The organism is Chryseobacterium sp. NRRL B-14798 (genome assembly GCF_050470705.1).
Taxonomy (GTDB): Bacteria; Bacteroidota; Bacteroidia; order Flavobacteriales; family Weeksellaceae; genus Chryseobacterium; species Chryseobacterium cupriresistens.
In genome coordinates, this window is record NZ_JBFLUL010000005.1 from 3,199,832 (window position 1) to 3,218,352 (window position 18,521).

Below are 18,521 nucleotides of genomic sequence, written 5' to 3' on the forward strand. Positions count from 1 at the left end.
CTGCTTTTATTGTGATGTATTTCTTTATTCTGCCAGGTTATCAAAAAAATCGTAAATATCTGTTTCTCCGGGAATATTCAGTCTTTTTCTGATCCTGTATTTCTTTTGTTGAACAGATTTATGCTGTACAAAAGTATAATCTGCAATCTCTTTGGATGAAAAACGTAATTTCAGCATTGCACAGAAAGCCAGTTCTGAATTTTCAAGATCCGGATTGATCGCCAGCAGCGATTTAATAAATTCAGGAAAGAGCTCTTTAAATTTCAGCAGGAAAGAAGAATCATTTCTTTTAGCAAGTTCAGTCACCTCCTGAAGCTGTTTTGTCTGAACGTGATTTTTAAGTGCGTCGGTTTGTTCTTTTAAAGTATTCTTCTTCTTTTGTAATCTGTTAATCATTTTCCGTACATATACTCCTGAAACAGTAAGTACTGTGATAGACAATGCAATAAACAACGGAAGATCATTTTTATGCCAGTCCGATTCCTGCTTCATTTCCGAAATAAAATCTTCGGTAGCTTTATTCATGACGGCAAATCGTTCTGCATCAAATCTTCCCTCCTCCTCCATATATTTCTTCAGATAAAAATAGGCCTTCCCTCCGTCATTTTTTTTCTTATATAATTCTGCAAGTGATTTATAAACTTCTTTGATATGTGAAGAATAGGTCCGTCTTGTCTTAATATTGATTTCCAGTGCTTTTTTTAGTGCTTTTTCAGCCTGTTCGCTATTTTCAATTTCATTATAGTAGTATCCCATTGTATAATACACCCAAAGAGATTCCACATCTGTAGTTTTCTGACTGATCATTTTTTCATCTGCTTTGCTGATGTATATACCGGCAGAATCAGGTTTATGGGTAAATAAATAGTATTGTGACACCATACAATTGGTGTACGCCGAATTTTCCAATACATTTGCCTTTGTAAAGCATTTCAGAGAAGTTCCCAGCCATCCTTTCCATGCATAGTAAATTCCTTTGTTTACATAAAGTCTGGGTAGAAGTTTTTGGCTAAGCTTCGTTTTTCCGGCCTGTTTGAGATAATAAAATGCCTTGTTGTTGCATTCTATAGCCTTATCGTTTAATTTAAGATGAGAATAATAGAGACTGTAATCATCATAGAATACTGCTTTATGGTAAGCATTTCCTGAATTAATCAGATCTTTTTCTGCTTTATTGAAAAAAAAACGGGCTTTTTCATAATTTCCTGCAGAAACATTTACGCCTGCCATATTCAGATAGCAGAGACCTTTTCCTGCTGTATATTTTATTTTTGCCGCTTTCTTCAGGTATTCTTTATTAAGCTTAACAAAAGCCTCATATTCACCAGACAGCTGAAGCTCAGAGCTTTGGGTCAACAGGGATATATCAAAATTTTCCCGGTCTGTATTATCAGTTTCCTTATGACATGAAAACATAACCAGAAGCAGCCCCACGAAGATTGTAAAGGCTATTATCTCTTTGATAGCCTTTGAGCGGATCGTTTTATTTTTAAAAATGATTACATTAATTTTTCCCATCAGCACCACTTTTCCCTGTATATCTACATATCTACCTATTCACTTACTTAAAAATAAGTTGATAATTTTCTATCGTTATTCTAATATTATTCCCCAATCAGTGTTATAAATATACATAAATTATCATGTTCATTGTGAAATAAACAGGTTATTTCGCAAAAATGTAACATTCAGATAAAATATTGTAATATTTCTCATTTAAACAAACACTTTTTACCATTTAAAGACTGCTTTTATGAACTTTCTGTCAAAAAGTATATGCTTTATTTTAATAAGACTACCTGAAACGATATTTGTTACAAGCAGATAAGGTTGTTTTATAATTTTTGATAAATTATTTTGACAAACAAAATTATCTCCATATTTGTATATTGATCATATGAAAAATCTTATCAGCATGAATAATATCAGCTATCGCAAACTTCTTCCTGAAGAAAGTAAGGCATATCGGGCAATCCGTCTGGAAAGTCTGGAACAGTTTCCTGGGTCATTTTGCGCAACCTATCAGGAAGCCCGGAAAATTGAAAAATTTCAGATGGAAAACGACATTGAAGAACAGACTTTTGGAAAATTTGTAGTGGGTGCATTCGCAGATGATCTGCTTATAGGAATCTGTGCTTTTGTTAAAAGTAACGAAAACTCAGGTACCCTTTACCAGATGTATGTAAAAAGAGTGTTCCAGGGAAAGAATATTGGTCAGGGATTGATTGAAGCTGTTATTCATGAAGCAGGCAGACAGTTTAATGATATTGAAATTTTCCTGGAAGTTACACCCGGAAATGACAAAGCGTACAATTTATACAGAAAAACAGGATTTCTGGAAGTAAAAAATACCTCTGCCAAAGATCCCAGTAATTATATTGTAATGAAATATACACCTGAATAAAAGCTGGATAACTTTCAAAATCATGATACAGAAACCTGGTACTGCATAGTTAAATATGATAAAGGAATCAGGGGATTTATTAAATTTAACAGAGAAAAGGGATACAGTTTAATTTATAACGTATCATTAATTTTTTAAGTTAAATTGAAACATGAAAACGGAAAATTTTGAAACAGTATGTGAAGACGGTGTAAAGCTTAAAGGCATTCTTCTTATTCCGGAGCATCCGAAGGCAGTGATCCAGTTTAACTGCGGCACCGCAACTAGAAAAGAATTTTATCTGTCTTTCCTCACCTATCTTGCTGAACATGATTTTCTGTGCTGTCTTTGGGACTACAGAGGAAGCGGAGATTCTTCTTCCTGCAATCTGAGATCCTGCGAGTTTACTTTTTCAGATTATGGAGTAAAAGATATGCCCGCCATCAAAAATTTTCTGAATAACAGATTTCCTGATCTTCCGTTTATGATTGTTGGGCACAGTGCCGGCGGACAGCAAATAGGATTTATGAAAAACCTGGAGAATGTAAAAGGAATGGTCAATTTTGCGGTATCAGCAGGTTATTACAGGAATATGCCGCCTTATTACAGGATGAAGGCTTATTTCTATTTTTACATTTTTGCGCCGATAAGTGTTTTCATGACTGGCTATGTGAAAGCCAAAACCTTTGGATTAATGGAAAACCTACCCAGGAATGTAGTGTTTGAATGGCGTACCTGGCTTGAAAAGAAAGATTATTTTTTCGATGCTCAATTTTATGGTACAAGTGTACCTGTAGGGCATTTCAAGAATTATACATTCCCCATTCATTTATTCTGGACTACCGATGATACTATTTCAAGCCAGAAAAACACAGAAACGTACTGGCAGCATATTGACAGTAAAAAAGAGATCACCTTCACAAAATTAGTTCCTTCGGAATTAGGATTGAAAAAAATTGATCATTTCGGTTTTTTCAAAAAAAATATGAAAGACAGGCTTTGGGCTAATGTGGTAGAAAAGTTAAACGGTTTTCTTTAAACCATTTAACCCTGATCATTTTTTAAAGTCTTTACAAATTTCTCAAACTGTCGATCTGTATTTCGTAAGACCGGTCCGTGGCCAAAGCAGATAGTAGCCGGATTCAATTCTGCCAGTTTCTGAAGCGATTTGATATTGCGCTGCTGATCTGTGGTGAACATATTGGGAGGAAGCCGAAGTCCCGGCACTGTCGTAAGCAGGTTCATATTGGTAGCGGCATCCCCAATGATCAGTAATCCATCCTGCTCACGGAACAAGGAAATATGACCTCCCGCATGTCCTGGGGTTTCTATTACCTGAAAATTTCCGATTTTATCGTTTTCAACGATGGTCTGCCCTACTTTATGTCCCTGACCTGCCCAGTATTTTTGCTGAAGCTTTGCCAGCCAATGCTGCGGAGCCGGATAGTCGTTGGTTACGAGACCTGTTTCAGTCCTGAAAACTTCATTGGGATGGCAGAGCAGGGGTATATTGAACTCTGCACATATATGATCACTGCAGCCCTGGTGGTCTGCATGGGCATGGGTTAGTACATGTTGATGGACGGGGAATTTCTGCAGGACTTTCTTTATGGTTGTGTACGAACTTCGTATTCCCGAGTCTACCAGAACACCTTCAATAATATAGCAATTGATACTGTTTCGCGGCATGAGTGGAATATGGAATACTTCAGGAGCAATTTGACGTAGCATAATTTTTTTCTGCAAATCTACATTGCCGATCAGTATGGTATAAGGACATTTGTCCTATAATATGCCGGGTCTGTGGATTTGTCCCTTCGCCCTGGTAAGCGATCGCTGTGTGATTCCAAGATATGAAGCCAGATCCTGTGTCGATATCCGTTTTACGAGCATCGGTTCATCAAATAAGACATGACGGTATTTGTCTACAGCGGATTTATTATTGTAATTCAGAAGATAACGTTCCTTTTGAATATACTCCTGTTCAATCACCGATTTTATAACTCCGTTCAGAGCAGCCACCTTTTCCAGCAGCTGCTGATAGTCTTGATAACTTATGCTATAGATTATGCTATCTTCTAAAGCCCTGAAGCTTTTTCCGGATTTCTCCTGCGCTATAAACCCGGGAAATGAGGTGACAAATTCATTTTCAAACTTGAAGCAGGTTATATTTTCCTTACCTTCTTGATCGGTAGCATATGCTTTTACAGCGCCACTGGCAATAAATCCGATATAACGGCAGATTTCATCTTCATGAATAAAAAAATCACCTTTTTTTAAGTGAACCGGTTTGAAGAACTGTGAAGAAAAGTTGACTTCATCGGGTGATAACCCTCCTGTTGAGGACAGATAATTTTCAAATATATTAGTCATCCTGCAGTCTGTTTAGTCTTTATTTTCCTGCAAATCACACATCAGATCCGGTAATTTTGAAGGAATTAATTATAAAAATAAGGTTCGGTTAATTATCATTTTTAAATATTAAGAACCCTTAAATACATACTCATCATACACCGTATTGATCAGCTCATCAGGATTGATATTCCGTGAAAAAATAGGATAATGAAAGCGATCCAGTTTATTAAGAATACGGATCAGTTCCATCTTCTCGTAATGGTTGAGATTTCCGGCAACGATATTGGTAGCCTGCCTGATCTTTTCCATCTGGTTTTCCAGAACCTGTAATCCTCTTTCGGTAATACGGATTAATTTACTGCGTTTATCTAAATCAGAATCTGTCTGTTCTATAAGTCCCTGACGCAAAAGTCTTGCGATAATAAGCATTCCCACCGGCTTATCATGGATATTTTTTTTGATAAGCGCCATTTTTGACATTTCCCCAAAAGCTTTAAGATTAATCAGATAAATAAAATCTTCCTGAGTCGAAAATTCAGAATGTGAGATGGCAGACTTTGAATAGGTTTTTGCATACCGGTTAAGATGAACAAGTAATGTACTGATGGCACTCTCCGGCGTTCTTCCATTCTCCTTGCCTTCCCAGTAGGGCTCTTCAGGATGATGTGCTTCAATATTCCCTTTACCAGAAATCCATGCTTTAAAGCCCTGAATAGTCACCGGATAAGACTCCGGGCTATTACTGACTTCTGTTTCAAACTCTTCCAGCAGGTCTATATAATCTTTAATAAGCGTGTAATTCATTTCTATTAAATAGTTTACAAATATACTAAATCTACCTCATACATAAGCAAGATTAAAGCAAATAGAATAGATTCTGTGAACAATGGTGAACGGGTATTTCCTGTATAATACTTTGTTTTTTATCTTCTCCAAATCTGGAATAAAAAGAAATGATAATCTGATCATTTTGGTTATCAAAGTTTTCCAATCAATTGTTGTGTGGTATTACGATATAACACGGTATAATAATTGTTGGAAAATAGACAGGAGTAAAATAAGCGTATGGATCATATAGAAACCGAACCAATAGATTTGGTAAGAGATAAAGATTATGTTGATAAATACTTCAGTTTAACTATAAAAAAGGAATTGAATATAGACATCAATGTGAGCAGTGAGTATATTACTGCACAAAATATTGTTTCCCGAAAATTAATTCTGGTGAAAACATTTTCAGATGCTGTCATGGGAAATCCTGAGCTGTACCTTTTATTGGCTTCTCTCATTCATGATGTCAATACCCACTCTTTAACAAAGGGACAGATCATCAGAGCACTGGAAAAAGAATAAAGATCTCTCAAAAGCCTGAGAGATCTTTTATTTTTTAATGTAACCGGATATTATACCTGTTCTTTCAAATGTTTCGCAACCATTGCTTCCAGATCATCAAGATTAAAAGGTTTTGAAACATAATCATCGGCTTTTGCTTCTGAGGCCAAAGCAACAATATCATTATTGGCTGTAACATAAATGACCGGAATATGTTTAAATTCTTCGGTGCTTTTAAGAAGTTTTGTAGCTTCTACCCCTCCTATTTTAGGAATCCAGTTATCCATGAGAATAACATCCGGCTTGTAGTCTGCCACTTTCTCAAGGATATCGTGTGAAGTTTCTGAGATTCTGACATCATATCCGTTTTCTTCAAATATGATGGTGATCACTTCTAAGATAGCCGCTTCATCATCAAAAATTAAAATCTTCTTTTTACTCATATTATGTAGATTATTCTATTCTGAAATATTATAATTGTTTTATATAATCCGCTAAACCGGCGGGCGTGATAATTAAATCATATTCAATTTCTTCTATGGCATGTTTCGGCATAAATTCCACTTCTGCTGTTTCCGGATCCTGAATCCATACCTGCCCGTTATTTTTTTTAATATAACTTAAGCCTTCTACTCCATCGGCATTAGCTCCCGATAAAAGGATACCGATCAGATTTTCCCCATAAATTTCTGCTGCAGACCTGAAAGTAACATCTATAGAGGGACGGGAATAATTCATTTTTTCCGAGCTGTCCAATGACATCCATTGCATATTCTCAAACAACAAATGATAGTCTGCGGGAACAATATATATGGTGTTACCAGCAACCTCCGTTTTATCTTCAACCTCTATGACAGGTATTCTGGTAAACTGCTGCAGTAAAGTGCGCAGAATATCTCCCGATTGAGCTTTACGATGCATCACCAGTACAATGGGAGCAGGGATGGTATTACCCAGGTTTTTGATCATTTCTATGATGACCTGCAAACTTCCTGCTGATCCGCCGATAACGATTAATTCTGTATTGGTCTGTGATTTCATTCCGCTCATTACTAGTGGTGATCAATTTTTTTCCAGATTTTCTGATCTTCAACCTGATGGTAATTTTTGTCGATAGCAGAAAACCGAAGAGTTTCTTTTGCTCCCAATGCGAGAAAACCTAAATTTTCCAGGCTGTTATCAAAAAGTCTGAATACCCTTTCCTGAAGTTCTCTGTCGAAATAAATCAGTACATTTCTGCACACAATCAACTGAAAACTATTGAAAGAGCTGTCTGACACAAGGTTATGTGTTGATAAAATCAGTTTTTCCTGTAAGCTTTTATCAAATCGTACACTATCATAATTGGCAGTATAATAATCCGAAAAGTCTTTTAATCCGCCTGAAAGCATGTAGTTTTCCGAATACAACTTCATCTGCTGCAAGGGGAAAATACCAGCTCTGGCTGTTTCAAGAACAGCGGGGTTCAAATCGGTTCCATAAATCAGAGACTTACTGTAAAGACCGGCTTCTTTCAGCAGAATGGCTATAGAATATGCTTCTTCTCCTGTTGAACATCCTGCAATCCAGACCCTGATGAGCGGATAGGTTCCCAACTGAGGCAATATATTATCCCGCAGTGCTTTAAAAAAGGAAGGATCCCGGAACATTTCCGTAACATTTACTGTAACTTCTTCTACAAAACGTTTTAAGTACTCTGTATCATTCATCACAGTGTATCTGAGCTCTGCAAAACTGGTAAACCTGTCTAAAAGACATATACGGTTAACTCTTCTTTTAAATGAAGCCCTGCTATAACCTGAAAAGTCATAGCCATACCTGTCATACACATCTCTAATGAGATATTCTACTTCTTCATCTTTTATGATACTTGGTTCCAGCATCTATGAAAGTTTTTCTATTGCCGTTATTAAAAGATCCACATCAATGGGTTTTGTTACGTAATCATCAGCTCCGGCTTCCAGACATTTCTGGCGGTCTTCGGGCATTGCCTGTGCGGTGACAGCAATCACCGGAACATGTTTGATTTCCTGAGTATCCCTTATCATTTTTACAGCTTCATATCCGTCTATGCCAGGCATCATCATGTCCATAAGAACAACGGAAAACAGAGGATCAGACTTCATCATTTCCAGGGCATCCTGTGCCATTGTACATGATTCTACTGTGTATCCACGGGCTTTAAGAGTTAGTTTTAAAGCAAATATATTGCGTGGGTCATCATCCACGATTAAAATTTTCTTATTCATCAGAATTTTATCTGTTTAACTTTCATACAACCAAACACGAAGGAGTGATAATAGCTGATCTATATCGACAGGTTTTGAAATATAGTCTGAAGCTCCTGCTGTAATACATTTCTCCCTTTCTCCAATCATTGATTTGGCGGTAATAGCTATAATAGGCAGTCTTTTAAATGCCGGCATTTTTCTTATTTCCTTAATTGTTTCATAGCCATCCATTTCCGGCATCATCATATCCATCAGAATAACATCTACATCCGGATTGTGGCTGATTTGCTCCAAAGCATGTTTTCCATCCATCGCTACAATGACCTCAACTTTATATTTTTCCAGTGCTTTGGTTAAAGAAAAAATATTGCGGACATCATCATCAGTAATGAGTACTTTTTTACCACTCAGCACTTCTGTTAAAGAACCCAGCATTCTGCCTGTATTACCTTCGGCCGAACTGTTTTTTTCTTCCACCAAATGTAAGAATAAACCAACCTCATCTAAAACTCTTTGATAGGAATGTGCAGTTTTTACGACAATAGAATCTGCATATTGCTTTATTTTCAGTTCTTCTTCTTTGGATAAATGATGTTCCGTAAAAATAATGATTGGTAGATTTTCCAGTCCTTCATAGCTTTTGATTGATTCTATGACGTGATAATCATTTCCTTTTGCGCTTCCGGTGTCCAGAATTACACAGTCGACAAGGTCTGAAGTAAGTGCTTTTACACTATCCTCCACATTATGTTCCACTGATAAGGAAATATTAAAATTACTCAGGAAATAAGACAATGCGCTGGCATGTTTGGCATTTTCTTCGACAATTAAAACTTTTTGATGTCCTTTTTGTAATGCTTCTTCAATTTTCCTGAATACATCCGTCATTTTGTCCAGAGCCACAGGCTTATTGATAAAGTCTACCGCTCCTTTCATCAGGCTTTCTTTTTTCACATGCAGGGCAGACATCATATGTACCGGAATGTGTTTTACCTGAGGATCAGACTTCAACTCATCCATGACTTCCCAGCCATCTTTTACAGGAAGCTGAATATCCAGTAAAATGGCGTGAGGATGATATTTCTGAGCCGCCGAAAGACCATAATCTCCTCTTACGACCACTACCCCTTTATAGTTCTGTAAGCGGGCATATTTCAATAGAGCTTTTGCAAAATTGGTATCATCTTCAATGATAAGGATGATTTTGTCCCCTTCCTGAATATTCTCCCTGTCGTCCTCCACATCTTCAGGAATTTCCAATGTGTTCGTTTTAACAGTTTCTCCTTCATCAAGGATATTCTGAATTTCTTCAACATCTTCCCGTATAATTTCCACCAGATCCTGATCCGTTTCGGAATAAACAACTTCAGTAACCTGATGCACAGGAATAATAAAGCTGAATTCACTTCCTTTATTGAGTTCACTTTTCAGAACAAGCTCACCTCCTAAAAGTCTTGCAATTTCACGGCTTATAGAAAGTCCCAGACCCGTACCTCCAAATTTTCTTTTTGTAGATCCGTCAGCCTGCTGGAATGCTTCAAAGATAATTTTCTGCTTATCCTCAGCTATTCCGACACCGGTATCTTTTACAGAAAATATAATAAAATCAGGTTTTTCAGAATGTTTTTTGATCAATAAACTGATGCTTCCTTTTGTTGTAAACTTTAAAGCATTGGACAGCAGGTTCCTTAATACCTGATCTATTCTGAGACGGTCACTTTCAATAACAGGCTGTACGTTTGAATCAATTTCTATATTGAAAGGAAGGGCTTTTTCCTGAAATACAGGATTAAACAAACTCTTCAGATCTTTTACAATTTCTTCAATAACGACTTCCTGATATTCCAGGGTCATTTTACCGGATTCTATTTTGGCCAGGTCAAGAATTTCATCTATTAACGTTAATAAGCTTGTTCCTGAACTTTGAATAACTTTAGCAGATTCCACCTGGTCTTCGTTAAGGTTTTCATCCGGATTTTCTGCCATTAACCGCGATAACAGAAGGATTGAATTAAGCGGTGTACGAAGTTCATGAGACATATTGGCTAAAAATTCAGACTTGTATTTGGTGCTGAGTGCCAGTTCCTCTACTTTTTTCTGAATCTCATTATTACGTTCAGCAATCAAATGATTCTTTTCTTCGAGCAATCGTGAGCGTTCCTCCAATTCGGCATTGGCCTGCATCAGCTCTTCCTGCTGTACCTTCAATTCTTCTTCTGAAGCCTGAAGCTTCTGCGTTTGTGCTTCCAGTTCAGTATTGAGGTTTTCAAGCTCAGAATGCTGTACCTGTAATTCTTCAGACTGTGCCTGGGTTTCTTCCAGCAGCTGCTGTTCTTTTTCTCTTCCTTTTGCCGCATTCAGGGCTATTCCTATATTGATGCAGCACTCTTCAAAATAGCTGATTCTGTCTTCTTCAAAATTAGAGGTAGATCCTAATTCCAGGACTCCTATGGCATGGCCGTCTGAAAAAACAGGTATCAGAATAATGCCATAGATCTTAATGGTACTGCTGGCAAAGGTTACTACAAAATCATCTTCATGAAGATTATTGTACACCTGTGTTTTAGCATTCATAAAAGCCTGCCCCACCATTCCTTCACCCGGCTCAAAAGTCTGTTTCATATTGGCTTCCAGACCAAATGCTTTGTTGAGCTTCAGGACACCTTCGTCAAAAAGATATAATGAACCGTTGATACAGTTTCCGTATTCAATCAACTGATGTAAAGCCCTGCCGGCAACCTCTTTTACTGATTTATTTCCGACAAGGGACTCATTCAGTAAAGCAAGACCTTTCTGGCGCCAGTCGCTTTTATTAATTTTTTCAAAAGATGTTTTAAGAGATTCGGTCATGTGGTTCAATGATTCTACAAGATCTCCGAGATCATCCTCTGCATTATCCACAGCTTTCTCACTGTAATCACCATTGGCTACTCTGTTTGCAATTTTTTGAATGGCACTTACACGGCGCGTCATTTCCTGATCTTTATCCCTCAGCATTTTTTCCAGCTCATCTCTTCTGATGAGATCTGCCCTCATTTTAAAATAGAAAAATGTGGTCACAACTACCGCAGCCAGTGCAGAAAAAACAATAAAAAGAACGGTCGTTTCTGATGAGCGTGTTAAATCTTTGTTTTTGATTTCAACTTGGCTCTCTTCATACTGCACAAAATCTTTTACAATTTTACGGCACTCGTCCATATAAGCTTTACCGGTAACGATTTGCTGCTGGGTCATCACAATACCCTTCCGTCTGTTTTCCACAAGATTTTTCAGGTTATCCATCACCTGGCTCACCGCTACTTTTAATCCGGCAAGTCTTTCCTGTTGGTTTTTATCCTTCAATCCCAATGATTCTGCAAGCACCAGCGCTTTGGAGTATTCTCTTAATCCGCGTTTATAGGGTTCGAGAAAATCTTCTCTTCCGGTCAGCTGATAGCCCCTGTTTCCTGTTTCAGCATCCAGCAAGGCTACCAGAACATCCTTAACAGCTGTTACAGAACGCCTGCTTTTGGAAAGACTCTCACGGTGATTCATTTGATTTTGAATACTCCAGTATGAAGCTATCGAACTGGCTATCAATATCAAAAGCGAAAGACCTATTCCAAACTGGAGATTTCGTATAATTTTTTTCGGCATGAAAATTAATTTAATGGTAAGGTAAAATAAAACGTAGATCCTTCATCTACAATACTGGAAACACCAACACTTCCGTGGTGCTGTTTGATGATTTCAGAGCATATAAACAGACCGATTCCCATTCCCTGGAACTGCAGTGAAGATTCTTCCACACGATAGAACTTCTTGAATACGGCCTCCTGTTTAAAGTCAGGAATTCCGATTCCAAAATCTGTAACATTCACTCTCACCTCCTGAGCTTCTTCATCCACAAAGGTGGTTACAATCACCTGGTTATTATGAGGGGAATATTTGATCGCATTGGTCAGGAAATTAATCAGCACCTGCTCGATACGGATTTCATCCAGGGGAATTAAAATATCAGGTTTTACCCCATGGCGTTCAATTTTCACCTGCCGTTCATGGGTTTGTTTTATGGTTTCAATGGCATTACTGATCACATTTTCCAGATTCACCGGCTTTTTATTGATTTTCAGTTTTCCGTTTTCAATTTTTGAAACATCAAGAAGATCCGTGATGAGTGTATTCAGCTTTTCAATCTGGCTCTGGACTTTTGTAACAAATCCTGCTTCGGAGCTGTCTTTATCTAATTTCAGCTTTCTTTCCAATAGCTGAACATAGGCTTTAATACTGGTTAAAGGGGTTTTTAATTCGTGGCTTGCAATACTTAAGAATTCATCTTTTTCTTTTTCCACTTTTTTCTGATCGTCAATATCGGTAAATGTTCCTACCCAGTTTTTAATACGGTGTTCATCATATACAGGGGTTACCCTAAGCAAATGATAACGGTAATGGCCCGAAATAACATTTTTAATTCTGATCTCCAATTCAAGAGCTTTTCCTTTTTTTCTGCATCTTTCCAGTTCTTCGCTGATCTTATGATCATCAGGGTGTGTTTCCGGAAAATCCTGTTCATTGTCTGAATATTGGTACCACTTACCATTAACAAAATCAACTGCACCTTCTTCATTCAGAGTAAATGCAATCTGTGGAAGAGACTCCAGCATAAGATGAAAATGGTCTATCTGGGATTTCATGGTCACCTGAGATTCCCGTCTTCCTTTTACTTCCAGTTCCAGATTCTGCTGTGTTTTTTTCATAGCAATATTCTGCTCCTGGAGATTATAAAAAGTTTTCACTTTAAGCAGAAGAATTTCAGGATCCACGGGCTTGGTTACGTAATCTTTACCACCAGAAGCGTAACCTTGGGTAATGAATTTTTTATCGGTATTAACAGCGGATAAAAATATAATAGGAACATCTTTGGTTTTACTGTAGTCTGCAAGTGTTTCTGCAACTTCAAAGCCATCCATATCAGGCATCTGAACATCTAAAATAATTAAGGCATAGTCATTTTTCAATGCTTTGCCGAGAGCCTCTTCACCGGAGCTGGCCGTTTCAACCTGGAAATCTTTAGATTCAAGTAATTTTTGAAGCGAATAAAGATTACTTTGGTTGTCATCAACAATTAAAATCATAGAAGTTAAAATCAATAATTAGTTACGGATACTTTAGCTTCAAAAATACTCACAATATTTGAAAAAACAGTAATTTTTAAAGGTTTATGCATAAGGATTTCGTACCACATTTTTTAAGAAAAACAGCAATGGCATAATGATTGAAATTATTTACAATATTTTTAAAGATTCTCTCTAATTTTCAGAAAAACCATAATTATGAAAAAAACAATAAGCTGTATGAATATCGATCAGGAGATCCTTTACTCGTTCGGGGGTGAAAAAGTCATCTATAAGGCTAAAGAGTTTATTTTCAAAGAAGGTGATTATTCACAATATTATTTTCAGATTATCAGCGGAAAAGTAAAGCTGAACACCTTTACTGAAAATGGAAAAGAATTTATTCATAATATATTAGGTAAAAATCAAAGTTTTGGAGATCCGCTTCTTTTTATTGAAAAAGTATATCCTACCAATGCCATCAGCTTACAGATCACAGAAATTATAAGAATGCCTAAAGATAATTTTATGCAAATGCTTAAAAGTAATCCGGATATTTCCCTGGATATGAACATGTGTTTATCACAAAGACTGTATTATAATAATTTAATGGTCCGCAATCTGGCATTAGCAGATCCCATTCAACGGCTGAAAGGTGTAATGGATTATCTGAAAAGCTACCATGACGGAGACTGCCAGCACTGTTTTCCTATAGAACTTACCCGTCAGCAAATTGCTGATCTTACAGGGCTGAGAGTTGAAACCGTCATCAGAACGATAAAAAAAATGGTGAATAATAAAATAATAAAACTTGAGGGGCGCAGGATTTTATACTAACTGTATATTGATTGCATTATCATAAACTCATCTTATTTCTTTAAATATAGATTATAAATAAACCATAAAACAAAACAGATGGCCGGAATTTAAAAATTCTGGCCATCTGTTTTAAACTAACCTTAATTTGTTTTTTTCCTCCATTCTGCCTTCACATCTTCAGCGGCATCCTTCGTGCTTTCCCATGCTTCATCTGCCTTATCCTTGATATCTTCCCACGCATCTGAGACGTTTGATTTTACTCTGTCCAACCAGTCTTCCTGAGTTGCTTCCTGATCATTATTTCTTTTTTCATTGATATAATCTTTAGCTTTATCCGCTAATTCACTGATTTTCCATTTTGCATTATCAGCTGCATTTTTTAAAGAGTTTTCTGTTTGGTCTACTGCATTTTCTGCTTTGTTGTAATCTGAATTATTCATAATATAATATTTAGGTATTTGGTATATAAATAAACAATGTTCATGCCTAAAAAACAGACATTATGTTAAAATATTCTTAAAATTAAGATTTTTTCTTCCCGCTAAGGCTTCTGATCATTCCTTTGAAGATAAATCCATGAAATGGCAGCACCATGAACCAGTACAATCTTCCCCAAAGACCTTTTGGACGAAATACAGCTTTTTGCCAGATCTTATTTCTGTAAATTTTAAACATCAGCCAGGCTTCTCCGGGCAGTTTCATCTCAGCGAATAATATAAGCTTGCCTTCTTTACGGTCAGCATATAAAACCCGCCAGAAGTCTAATGCATCTCCATCTTTAAGGTCTGAAGGATGCCTGCGCCCTCTTCTCAGTCCAGGACCACCAACAAGTTTATCAAAAAGGCCTCTTATTTTCCAAAGATTCTGCCCATACCATCCATGCTCGCCTCCCAACTGAAAGACCCGGCTCATACAGGCTTCCCTGTCATCATACTCTTCACTCCGGAGGTCCGTAAAACAACCGTATTTCGGTACATCCTGGTATTCTTTCAAGGTTGAATCATGACGGCTGCTGATGAAACTGTCTTTCCAGCTGGAAATGATTTCATTGGCCTGAATTTTTGCAAGAGTTCTCTTCAGTGCTGTGTCATATGAAAACGGCTGCACACCGGTAATTAATTTGATCTCAGCAAGACTTTCGGGACGGCAGACCACCTCTACCTTCATGCTTCCAACCAAGGCTTTGGCCAGATTATAGGAGGTTGAAGTAATAAAATAGAGCCAGTACGAAGACAGTCTGGGCGTCATTACAGGCAGTGTAAAAATCGTTCTTTTAAGGCCTCTCACTTGTGCAAACTGCAACAGCATGTCTTTGTAAGTCAGTACATCATCACATCCAATGTCAAAATTTTTCTGATAAGCAGCTTCTTTAAACAAAACAAAAATCAGAAAATCCAGCACATTGGCAATTCCTATTGGCTGACATTGGGTATACAGCCATTTGGGAGCCACCATGACAGGCAGTTTTTCAACGAGATCCCTTATAATTTCAAATGATGCACTTCCTGACCCGATGATAATTCCTGCGCGAAGAACTGTTGCGGGAACCCTGCATTCCATCAGAATTTTTTCAACTTCGTACCTTGAATTCAAATGCTTTGACAGTTCTTTTTCATTCACCAGCCCCGAAAGATAGACAATATGTTTACATTGTGTCTTCTCAATATAATCAGAAAAGTTGGCGGCACATTTTTTTTCCGAGTATTCATAATCAGCAGTATTGCTCATGGAATGCATCAGATAGTAAGCACCTGCAATATCTTCGGGAATATTTTTAAGTGTTTCCGGCTTTAGAAAATCAACTTCAATAACTTCAATGAGCTGGTCGTCGATATCCATGTCTCTTGTAAAACGACCGGTATCCCTGCAGCAGCAAACGACTTTATATCCCTGTGCGGCAATCACACTGATCATTCTTTTACCGATATAGCCGGTTGCTCCTGTAAGCAGTATTTTTTCCATAATAATTGGATTAAACAGATCAATACATATCCTGACGTCTGAAATCTATTATATTTTTTCTAAGAAATGGCCAAAATAGTCTTTCTTTTTAATAAGATAACCTGCATTGATCTCATTGGAATCAATTTCCAAAGGAATCCTGCTTTTGAGAATGATGCTGCTGTTCTCAACAGATTTAATCTTGTCAGGATTATTGGTTAACAGATTGATTTCTTTCACATCCAGCAGATTCAGCATTTCCACGGCAACATCAAAATTTCTTCCGTCAGCGGGCAAACCAAGTCTGAGATTAGCTTCAACAGTATCTAATCCTTGTTCCTGAAGTGCATATGCTTTCAGCTTATTGATGATCCCAATATTCCTTCCCTCCTGGCGGAGATAAACGATCATTCCTCCTTTTTCAGACATATATTTCATCGCTGCATCAAGCTGCTGACCGCATTCACATTTTTTAGAATGAAAAACTTCTCCGGTAATGCACTCAGAATGAAAGCGGACATTAACAGTCTTATCATAATCTGTATTTTCTGCTACCAGAACCAAATGCGGACTCCAGTCTTTTTCATTTTCCGAGAATGCATATATAGTGAATAGTCCGTAATCTGTGGGTATTTTTGATTGCGCCTGTATTGTAAGCATACGTTTCGATTTTAATTAAATTTGAGAATTTATTTATCAAAAGGACTTTTCTTATCCTGCTTCACCCAGATGAGCTTAGAGGTATCATACCCTATTTCCTGCGCCTTGCTGATAAATTTCTGCTTTATATTTTCAGGAATAGTTTTTTCACGGGAAAGAATCCAGAGATAATCCAGATTTTTTCCTGCAATCAGTGCATATTTGTACTCTTCAAGAGCAACTACATTATACCCGGCATAAAAAGGTCCGAAAAAACTCACTTTCAGAGCTGCCACATTTTTTTCTCCTCTGAATTTAGCAGTACCATTGGCGGAAACCCATTTATCCTTTTTAAAATTATATCCGCTGTTGACTACGTTTACATTTCCGTCTTCAGTAAGGCTATACTGGGCGATTGCATTGTCAAGGTCTTTTTCAAAGCGATAATCAAATCTGGCAATCTCGTACCATGTCCCCAAATACCGGTTCACATCAAACTGATCAACAGGCTGCGCTTTTTCGGGCATGGAAGAACAGGAAGTCAAGCTGTTTAACAGCCCTAAGCTTAGTAATAATGTAAGAATGATTCTATTTTTCATTTTTAGTTATTTTTTTAAAGAAGTAAATATTGAGTAAAAACTGACTGTAACCATAGACAGCATCTTCAACAGGAATAGTCCCCATTCTGACGCCTAAAAAGTCACCAGGATTGTAGTTCACAACAGGGGACGGAATAAAAGATCCCGTCAGGATTCCATTCACTGCAAAAAATCCGGGCATCAAAACCAGATATACAAAACTTGCTTTACCGATCCATTCTTTTTTGGCAATAAAATGCAGGTAAGAAAGGGTAAGCACTGTTACAATAACGGTCAGCAAGGTATAGATTCTGTCGTAATAAAGAAGTCCCACAACACTGAGAACAATAAGAGATGTAAAAACAATCAGATTATTAAAGAGGTCTGCCCGATTGAATGTAAAAAATTTTTCCAGGCAGTAGTATGTAAAAACACAGGCAAAAGGAATACAGTAAAAGAACAGCCATTCTTCCAGGGGAAGGCCTGCCATTTTAAATCCTAATGTGTAACGGTAATCAAACCACCACACTCCTTTTGCGGTGAACCATATATCCCATAGTATAAAAGGAACTGCTACAATAGTGGACGACAGGAAAAACTTCAGGAAAAGCTTATTAAACTGTATCCTACGGTCAAAAGAAGCCAAAAAGCAGATGATGACGGTGAAAAAATTGATCAGTATGTAAGTGTATTGCATCATTTTTTATTGAAATACATTTTAAAATAAATCATAGGAACCCACAAAAATCCGAAGCACTCTCCTTTTTCTTTCTCCAAATGTTTGTGGTGCTGTTTATGGGCACGCCTGATGGCAAGAAAATACGGATTTTTTGTTTTGGTAAAAACTTTTGCTCTCTGATGAATAAAAATATCATGAACAAAGAAATAGGCCATTCCATAAAGGCTTATGCCTAAACCGACAAAAAACAGATAATTGAATTCCTGCCTTACTCCTGCATATAACAAAGCAATAGCAGGGCTGGCAAAAATGAAAAAGAACAGGTCATTTCTTTCAAGTTTCCCTTCGTTGCTATGATCATGATGATCCTTATGCAGATTCCACAGAAAACCGTGCATAATATACCTATGAATAAGCCATGTGGCTCCTTCCATGGAAATAAAAACGAGTAAAACGATCAGGAAATTCATG

General features: G+C 37.3%; 20 protein-coding genes. 4 read left to right on the forward strand and 16 right to left on the reverse strand.

Annotated elements, in window-relative coordinates; genetic code table 11:
- Positions 1 to 24: 24 nt before the first annotated feature.
- Positions 25 to 1,518 carry a tetratricopeptide repeat protein gene (locus AB1278_RS14795; RefSeq protein ID WP_429815339.1) on the reverse strand — a complete coding sequence of 498 codons (1,494 nt, stop codon included), beginning with the start codon at positions 1,516 to 1,518 and terminating at the stop codon, positions 25 to 27.
- Between the two features lie 379 nt (positions 1,519 to 1,897).
- Here AB1278_RS14795 and AB1278_RS14800 point away from each other — a divergent pair, with 379 nt between their 5' ends.
- The gene (locus AB1278_RS14800) at positions 1,898 to 2,404 is read left to right on the forward strand and encodes a GNAT family N-acetyltransferase (protein WP_238349693.1); all 507 of its coding nucleotides are present in this window, start codon (positions 1,898 to 1,900) and stop codon (positions 2,402 to 2,404) included.
- A 151-nt stretch (positions 2,405 to 2,555) separates the two neighbouring features.
- Positions 2,556 to 3,422, forward strand: coding sequence for an alpha/beta hydrolase family protein (locus AB1278_RS14805; protein WP_202843070.1), 867 nt, complete (start codon positions 2,556 to 2,558; stop codon positions 3,420 to 3,422).
- 5 nt (positions 3,423 to 3,427) lie between these two features.
- Here AB1278_RS14805 and AB1278_RS14810 read toward each other — a convergent pair whose 3' ends face one another.
- From AB1278_RS14810 to AB1278_RS14820, 3 genes are all read right to left on the reverse strand, one after another.
- Complete coding sequence (locus tag AB1278_RS14810; protein WP_202843072.1) at positions 3,428 to 4,114, reverse strand: MBL fold metallo-hydrolase; 687 nt, start codon at positions 4,112 to 4,114, stop codon at positions 3,428 to 3,430.
- Between the two features lie 54 nt (positions 4,115 to 4,168).
- A complete protein-coding gene (locus AB1278_RS14815; protein ID WP_429815343.1) occupies positions 4,169 to 4,756 on the reverse strand; it encodes a Crp/Fnr family transcriptional regulator in 588 nt (195 codons plus the stop codon).
- Positions 4,757 to 4,864: 108 nt separating this feature from the next.
- Positions 4,865 to 5,542 carry a MarR family winged helix-turn-helix transcriptional regulator gene (locus tag AB1278_RS14820; protein WP_202843076.1) on the reverse strand — a complete coding sequence of 226 codons (678 nt, stop codon included), beginning with the start codon at positions 5,540 to 5,542 and terminating at the stop codon, positions 4,865 to 4,867.
- Positions 5,543 to 5,803: 261 nt separating this feature from the next.
- On the opposite strand from AB1278_RS14820, the gene AB1278_RS14825 reads away from it, so the two are divergent.
- On the forward strand, positions 5,804 to 6,091 hold the full coding sequence (locus AB1278_RS14825) for a hypothetical protein (protein ID WP_202843078.1): 288 nt from the start codon (positions 5,804 to 5,806) through the stop codon (positions 6,089 to 6,091).
- Between the two features lie 50 nt (positions 6,092 to 6,141).
- Here AB1278_RS14825 and AB1278_RS14830 read toward each other — a convergent pair whose 3' ends face one another.
- Genes AB1278_RS14830 through AB1278_RS14855 form a run of 6 tightly spaced genes read right to left on the reverse strand, consistent with a single transcriptional unit; the run spans position 6,142 to position 13,415 of the window.
- A complete protein-coding gene (locus tag AB1278_RS14830; protein WP_343640463.1) occupies positions 6,142 to 6,513 on the reverse strand; it encodes a response regulator in 372 nt (123 codons plus the stop codon).
- Positions 6,514 to 6,541: 28 nt separating this feature from the next.
- Positions 6,542 to 7,120, reverse strand: coding sequence for a chemotaxis protein CheB (locus AB1278_RS14835; RefSeq protein ID WP_202843082.1), 579 nt, complete (start codon positions 7,118 to 7,120; stop codon positions 6,542 to 6,544).
- Between the two features lie 2 nt (positions 7,121 to 7,122).
- A complete protein-coding gene (locus AB1278_RS14840) occupies positions 7,123 to 7,953 on the reverse strand; it encodes a CheR family methyltransferase (RefSeq protein WP_110009717.1) in 831 nt (276 codons plus the stop codon).
- The gene (locus AB1278_RS14845) at positions 7,954 to 8,319 is read right to left on the reverse strand and encodes a response regulator (RefSeq protein ID WP_202843084.1); all 366 of its coding nucleotides are present in this window, start codon (positions 8,317 to 8,319) and stop codon (positions 7,954 to 7,956) included.
- Positions 8,320 to 8,334: 15 nt separating this feature from the next.
- Positions 8,335 to 11,937 carry a response regulator gene (locus AB1278_RS14850; RefSeq protein WP_429815349.1) on the reverse strand — a complete coding sequence of 1,201 codons (3,603 nt, stop codon included), beginning with the start codon at positions 11,935 to 11,937 and terminating at the stop codon, positions 8,335 to 8,337.
- 5 nt (positions 11,938 to 11,942) lie between these two features.
- Entirely contained in the window at positions 11,943 to 13,415 is a 1,473-nt protein-coding gene (locus tag AB1278_RS14855) for a hybrid sensor histidine kinase/response regulator (protein WP_202843091.1), read from the reverse strand.
- A 198-nt stretch (positions 13,416 to 13,613) separates the two neighbouring features.
- Between AB1278_RS14855 and AB1278_RS14860 the strand changes: the two genes are divergently transcribed.
- A complete protein-coding gene (locus AB1278_RS14860; RefSeq protein ID WP_228406490.1) occupies positions 13,614 to 14,231 on the forward strand; it encodes a Crp/Fnr family transcriptional regulator in 618 nt (205 codons plus the stop codon).
- 122 nt (positions 14,232 to 14,353) lie between these two features.
- Here AB1278_RS14860 and AB1278_RS14865 read toward each other — a convergent pair whose 3' ends face one another.
- The 6 genes from AB1278_RS14865 to AB1278_RS14890 all read right to left on the reverse strand — a co-directional run bounded on the left by AB1278_RS14865 (position 14,354) and on the right by AB1278_RS14890 (position 18,520).
- Complete coding sequence (locus AB1278_RS14865; RefSeq protein ID WP_202843093.1) at positions 14,354 to 14,653, reverse strand: hypothetical protein; 300 nt, start codon at positions 14,651 to 14,653, stop codon at positions 14,354 to 14,356.
- An 82-nt stretch (positions 14,654 to 14,735) separates the two neighbouring features.
- A complete protein-coding gene (locus AB1278_RS14870; protein WP_429815354.1) occupies positions 14,736 to 16,175 on the reverse strand; it encodes an SDR family oxidoreductase in 1,440 nt (479 codons plus the stop codon).
- A gap of 48 nt (positions 16,176 to 16,223) precedes the next feature.
- Positions 16,224 to 16,814 (reverse strand): GTP cyclohydrolase II, encoded by a 591-nt coding sequence (gene ribA / locus AB1278_RS14875; protein WP_429815357.1) that lies wholly within the window; start codon positions 16,812 to 16,814, stop codon positions 16,224 to 16,226.
- A gap of 29 nt (positions 16,815 to 16,843) precedes the next feature.
- Positions 16,844 to 17,392, reverse strand: coding sequence for a lipocalin family protein (locus AB1278_RS14880; protein WP_202843099.1), 549 nt, complete (start codon positions 17,390 to 17,392; stop codon positions 16,844 to 16,846).
- Positions 17,382 to 18,071: a lycopene cyclase domain-containing protein gene (locus AB1278_RS14885; protein ID WP_343640482.1), complete on the reverse strand. Its 690-nt coding sequence runs from the start codon at positions 18,069 to 18,071 to the stop codon at positions 17,382 to 17,384. Before AB1278_RS14885 ends, AB1278_RS14880 begins: the two co-directional genes overlap by 11 nt.
- A complete protein-coding gene (locus tag AB1278_RS14890; protein ID WP_343640484.1) occupies positions 18,068 to 18,520 on the reverse strand; it encodes a beta-carotene hydroxylase in 453 nt (150 codons plus the stop codon). The genes AB1278_RS14885 and AB1278_RS14890 overlap by 4 nt, the downstream gene beginning before the upstream one ends.
- Position 18,521: the final 1 nt, after the last annotated feature.

What these genes read in the sequence shown, in the direction of transcription:
- AB1278_RS14795 (WP_429815339.1), bottom strand. Translation starts at nt 1,518, where the DNA reads ATGGGAAAAATTAATGTAATCATTTTTAAAAATAAAACGATCCGCTCA.
- AB1278_RS14800 (WP_238349693.1), top strand. Translation starts at nt 1,898, where the DNA reads ATGAAAAATCTTATCAGCATGAATAATATCAGCTATCGCAAACTTCTT.
- AB1278_RS14805 (WP_202843070.1), top strand. Translation starts at nt 2,556, where the DNA reads ATGAAAACGGAAAATTTTGAAACAGTATGTGAAGACGGTGTAAAGCTT.
- AB1278_RS14810 (WP_202843072.1), bottom strand. Translation starts at nt 4,114, where the DNA reads ATGCTACGTCAAATTGCTCCTGAAGTATTCCATATTCCACTCATGCCG.
- AB1278_RS14815 (WP_429815343.1), bottom strand. Translation starts at nt 4,756, where the DNA reads ATGACTAATATATTTGAAAATTATCTGTCCTCAACAGGAGGGTTATCA.
- AB1278_RS14820 (WP_202843076.1), bottom strand. Translation starts at nt 5,542, where the DNA reads ATGAATTACACGCTTATTAAAGATTATATAGACCTGCTGGAAGAGTTT.
- AB1278_RS14825 (WP_202843078.1), top strand. Translation starts at nt 5,804, where the DNA reads ATGGATCATATAGAAACCGAACCAATAGATTTGGTAAGAGATAAAGAT.
- AB1278_RS14830 (WP_343640463.1), bottom strand. Translation starts at nt 6,513, where the DNA reads ATGAGTAAAAAGAAGATTTTAATTTTTGATGATGAAGCGGCTATCTTA.
- AB1278_RS14835 (WP_202843082.1), bottom strand. Translation starts at nt 7,120, where the DNA reads ATGAGCGGAATGAAATCACAGACCAATACAGAATTAATCGTTATCGGC.
- AB1278_RS14840 (WP_110009717.1), bottom strand. Translation starts at nt 7,953, where the DNA reads ATGCTGGAACCAAGTATCATAAAAGATGAAGAAGTAGAATATCTCATT.
- AB1278_RS14845 (WP_202843084.1), bottom strand. Translation starts at nt 8,319, where the DNA reads ATGAATAAGAAAATTTTAATCGTGGATGATGACCCACGCAATATATTT.
- AB1278_RS14850 (WP_429815349.1), bottom strand. Translation starts at nt 11,937, where the DNA reads ATGCCGAAAAAAATTATACGAAATCTCCAGTTTGGAATAGGTCTTTCG.
- AB1278_RS14855 (WP_202843091.1), bottom strand. Translation starts at nt 13,415, where the DNA reads ATGATTTTAATTGTTGATGACAACCAAAGTAATCTTTATTCGCTTCAA.
- AB1278_RS14860 (WP_228406490.1), top strand. Translation starts at nt 13,614, where the DNA reads ATGAAAAAAACAATAAGCTGTATGAATATCGATCAGGAGATCCTTTAC.
- AB1278_RS14865 (WP_202843093.1), bottom strand. Translation starts at nt 14,653, where the DNA reads ATGAATAATTCAGATTACAACAAAGCAGAAAATGCAGTAGACCAAACA.
- AB1278_RS14870 (WP_429815354.1), bottom strand. Translation starts at nt 16,175, where the DNA reads ATGGAAAAAATACTGCTTACAGGAGCAACCGGCTATATCGGTAAAAGA.
- ribA (WP_429815357.1), bottom strand. Translation starts at nt 16,814, where the DNA reads ATGCTTACAATACAGGCGCAATCAAAAATACCCACAGATTACGGACTA.
- AB1278_RS14880 (WP_202843099.1), bottom strand. Translation starts at nt 17,392, where the DNA reads ATGAAAAATAGAATCATTCTTACATTATTACTAAGCTTAGGGCTGTTA.
- AB1278_RS14885 (WP_343640482.1), bottom strand. Translation starts at nt 18,071, where the DNA reads ATGATGCAATACACTTACATACTGATCAATTTTTTCACCGTCATCATC.
- AB1278_RS14890 (WP_343640484.1), bottom strand. Translation starts at nt 18,520, where the DNA reads ATGAATTTCCTGATCGTTTTACTCGTTTTTATTTCCATGGAAGGAGCC.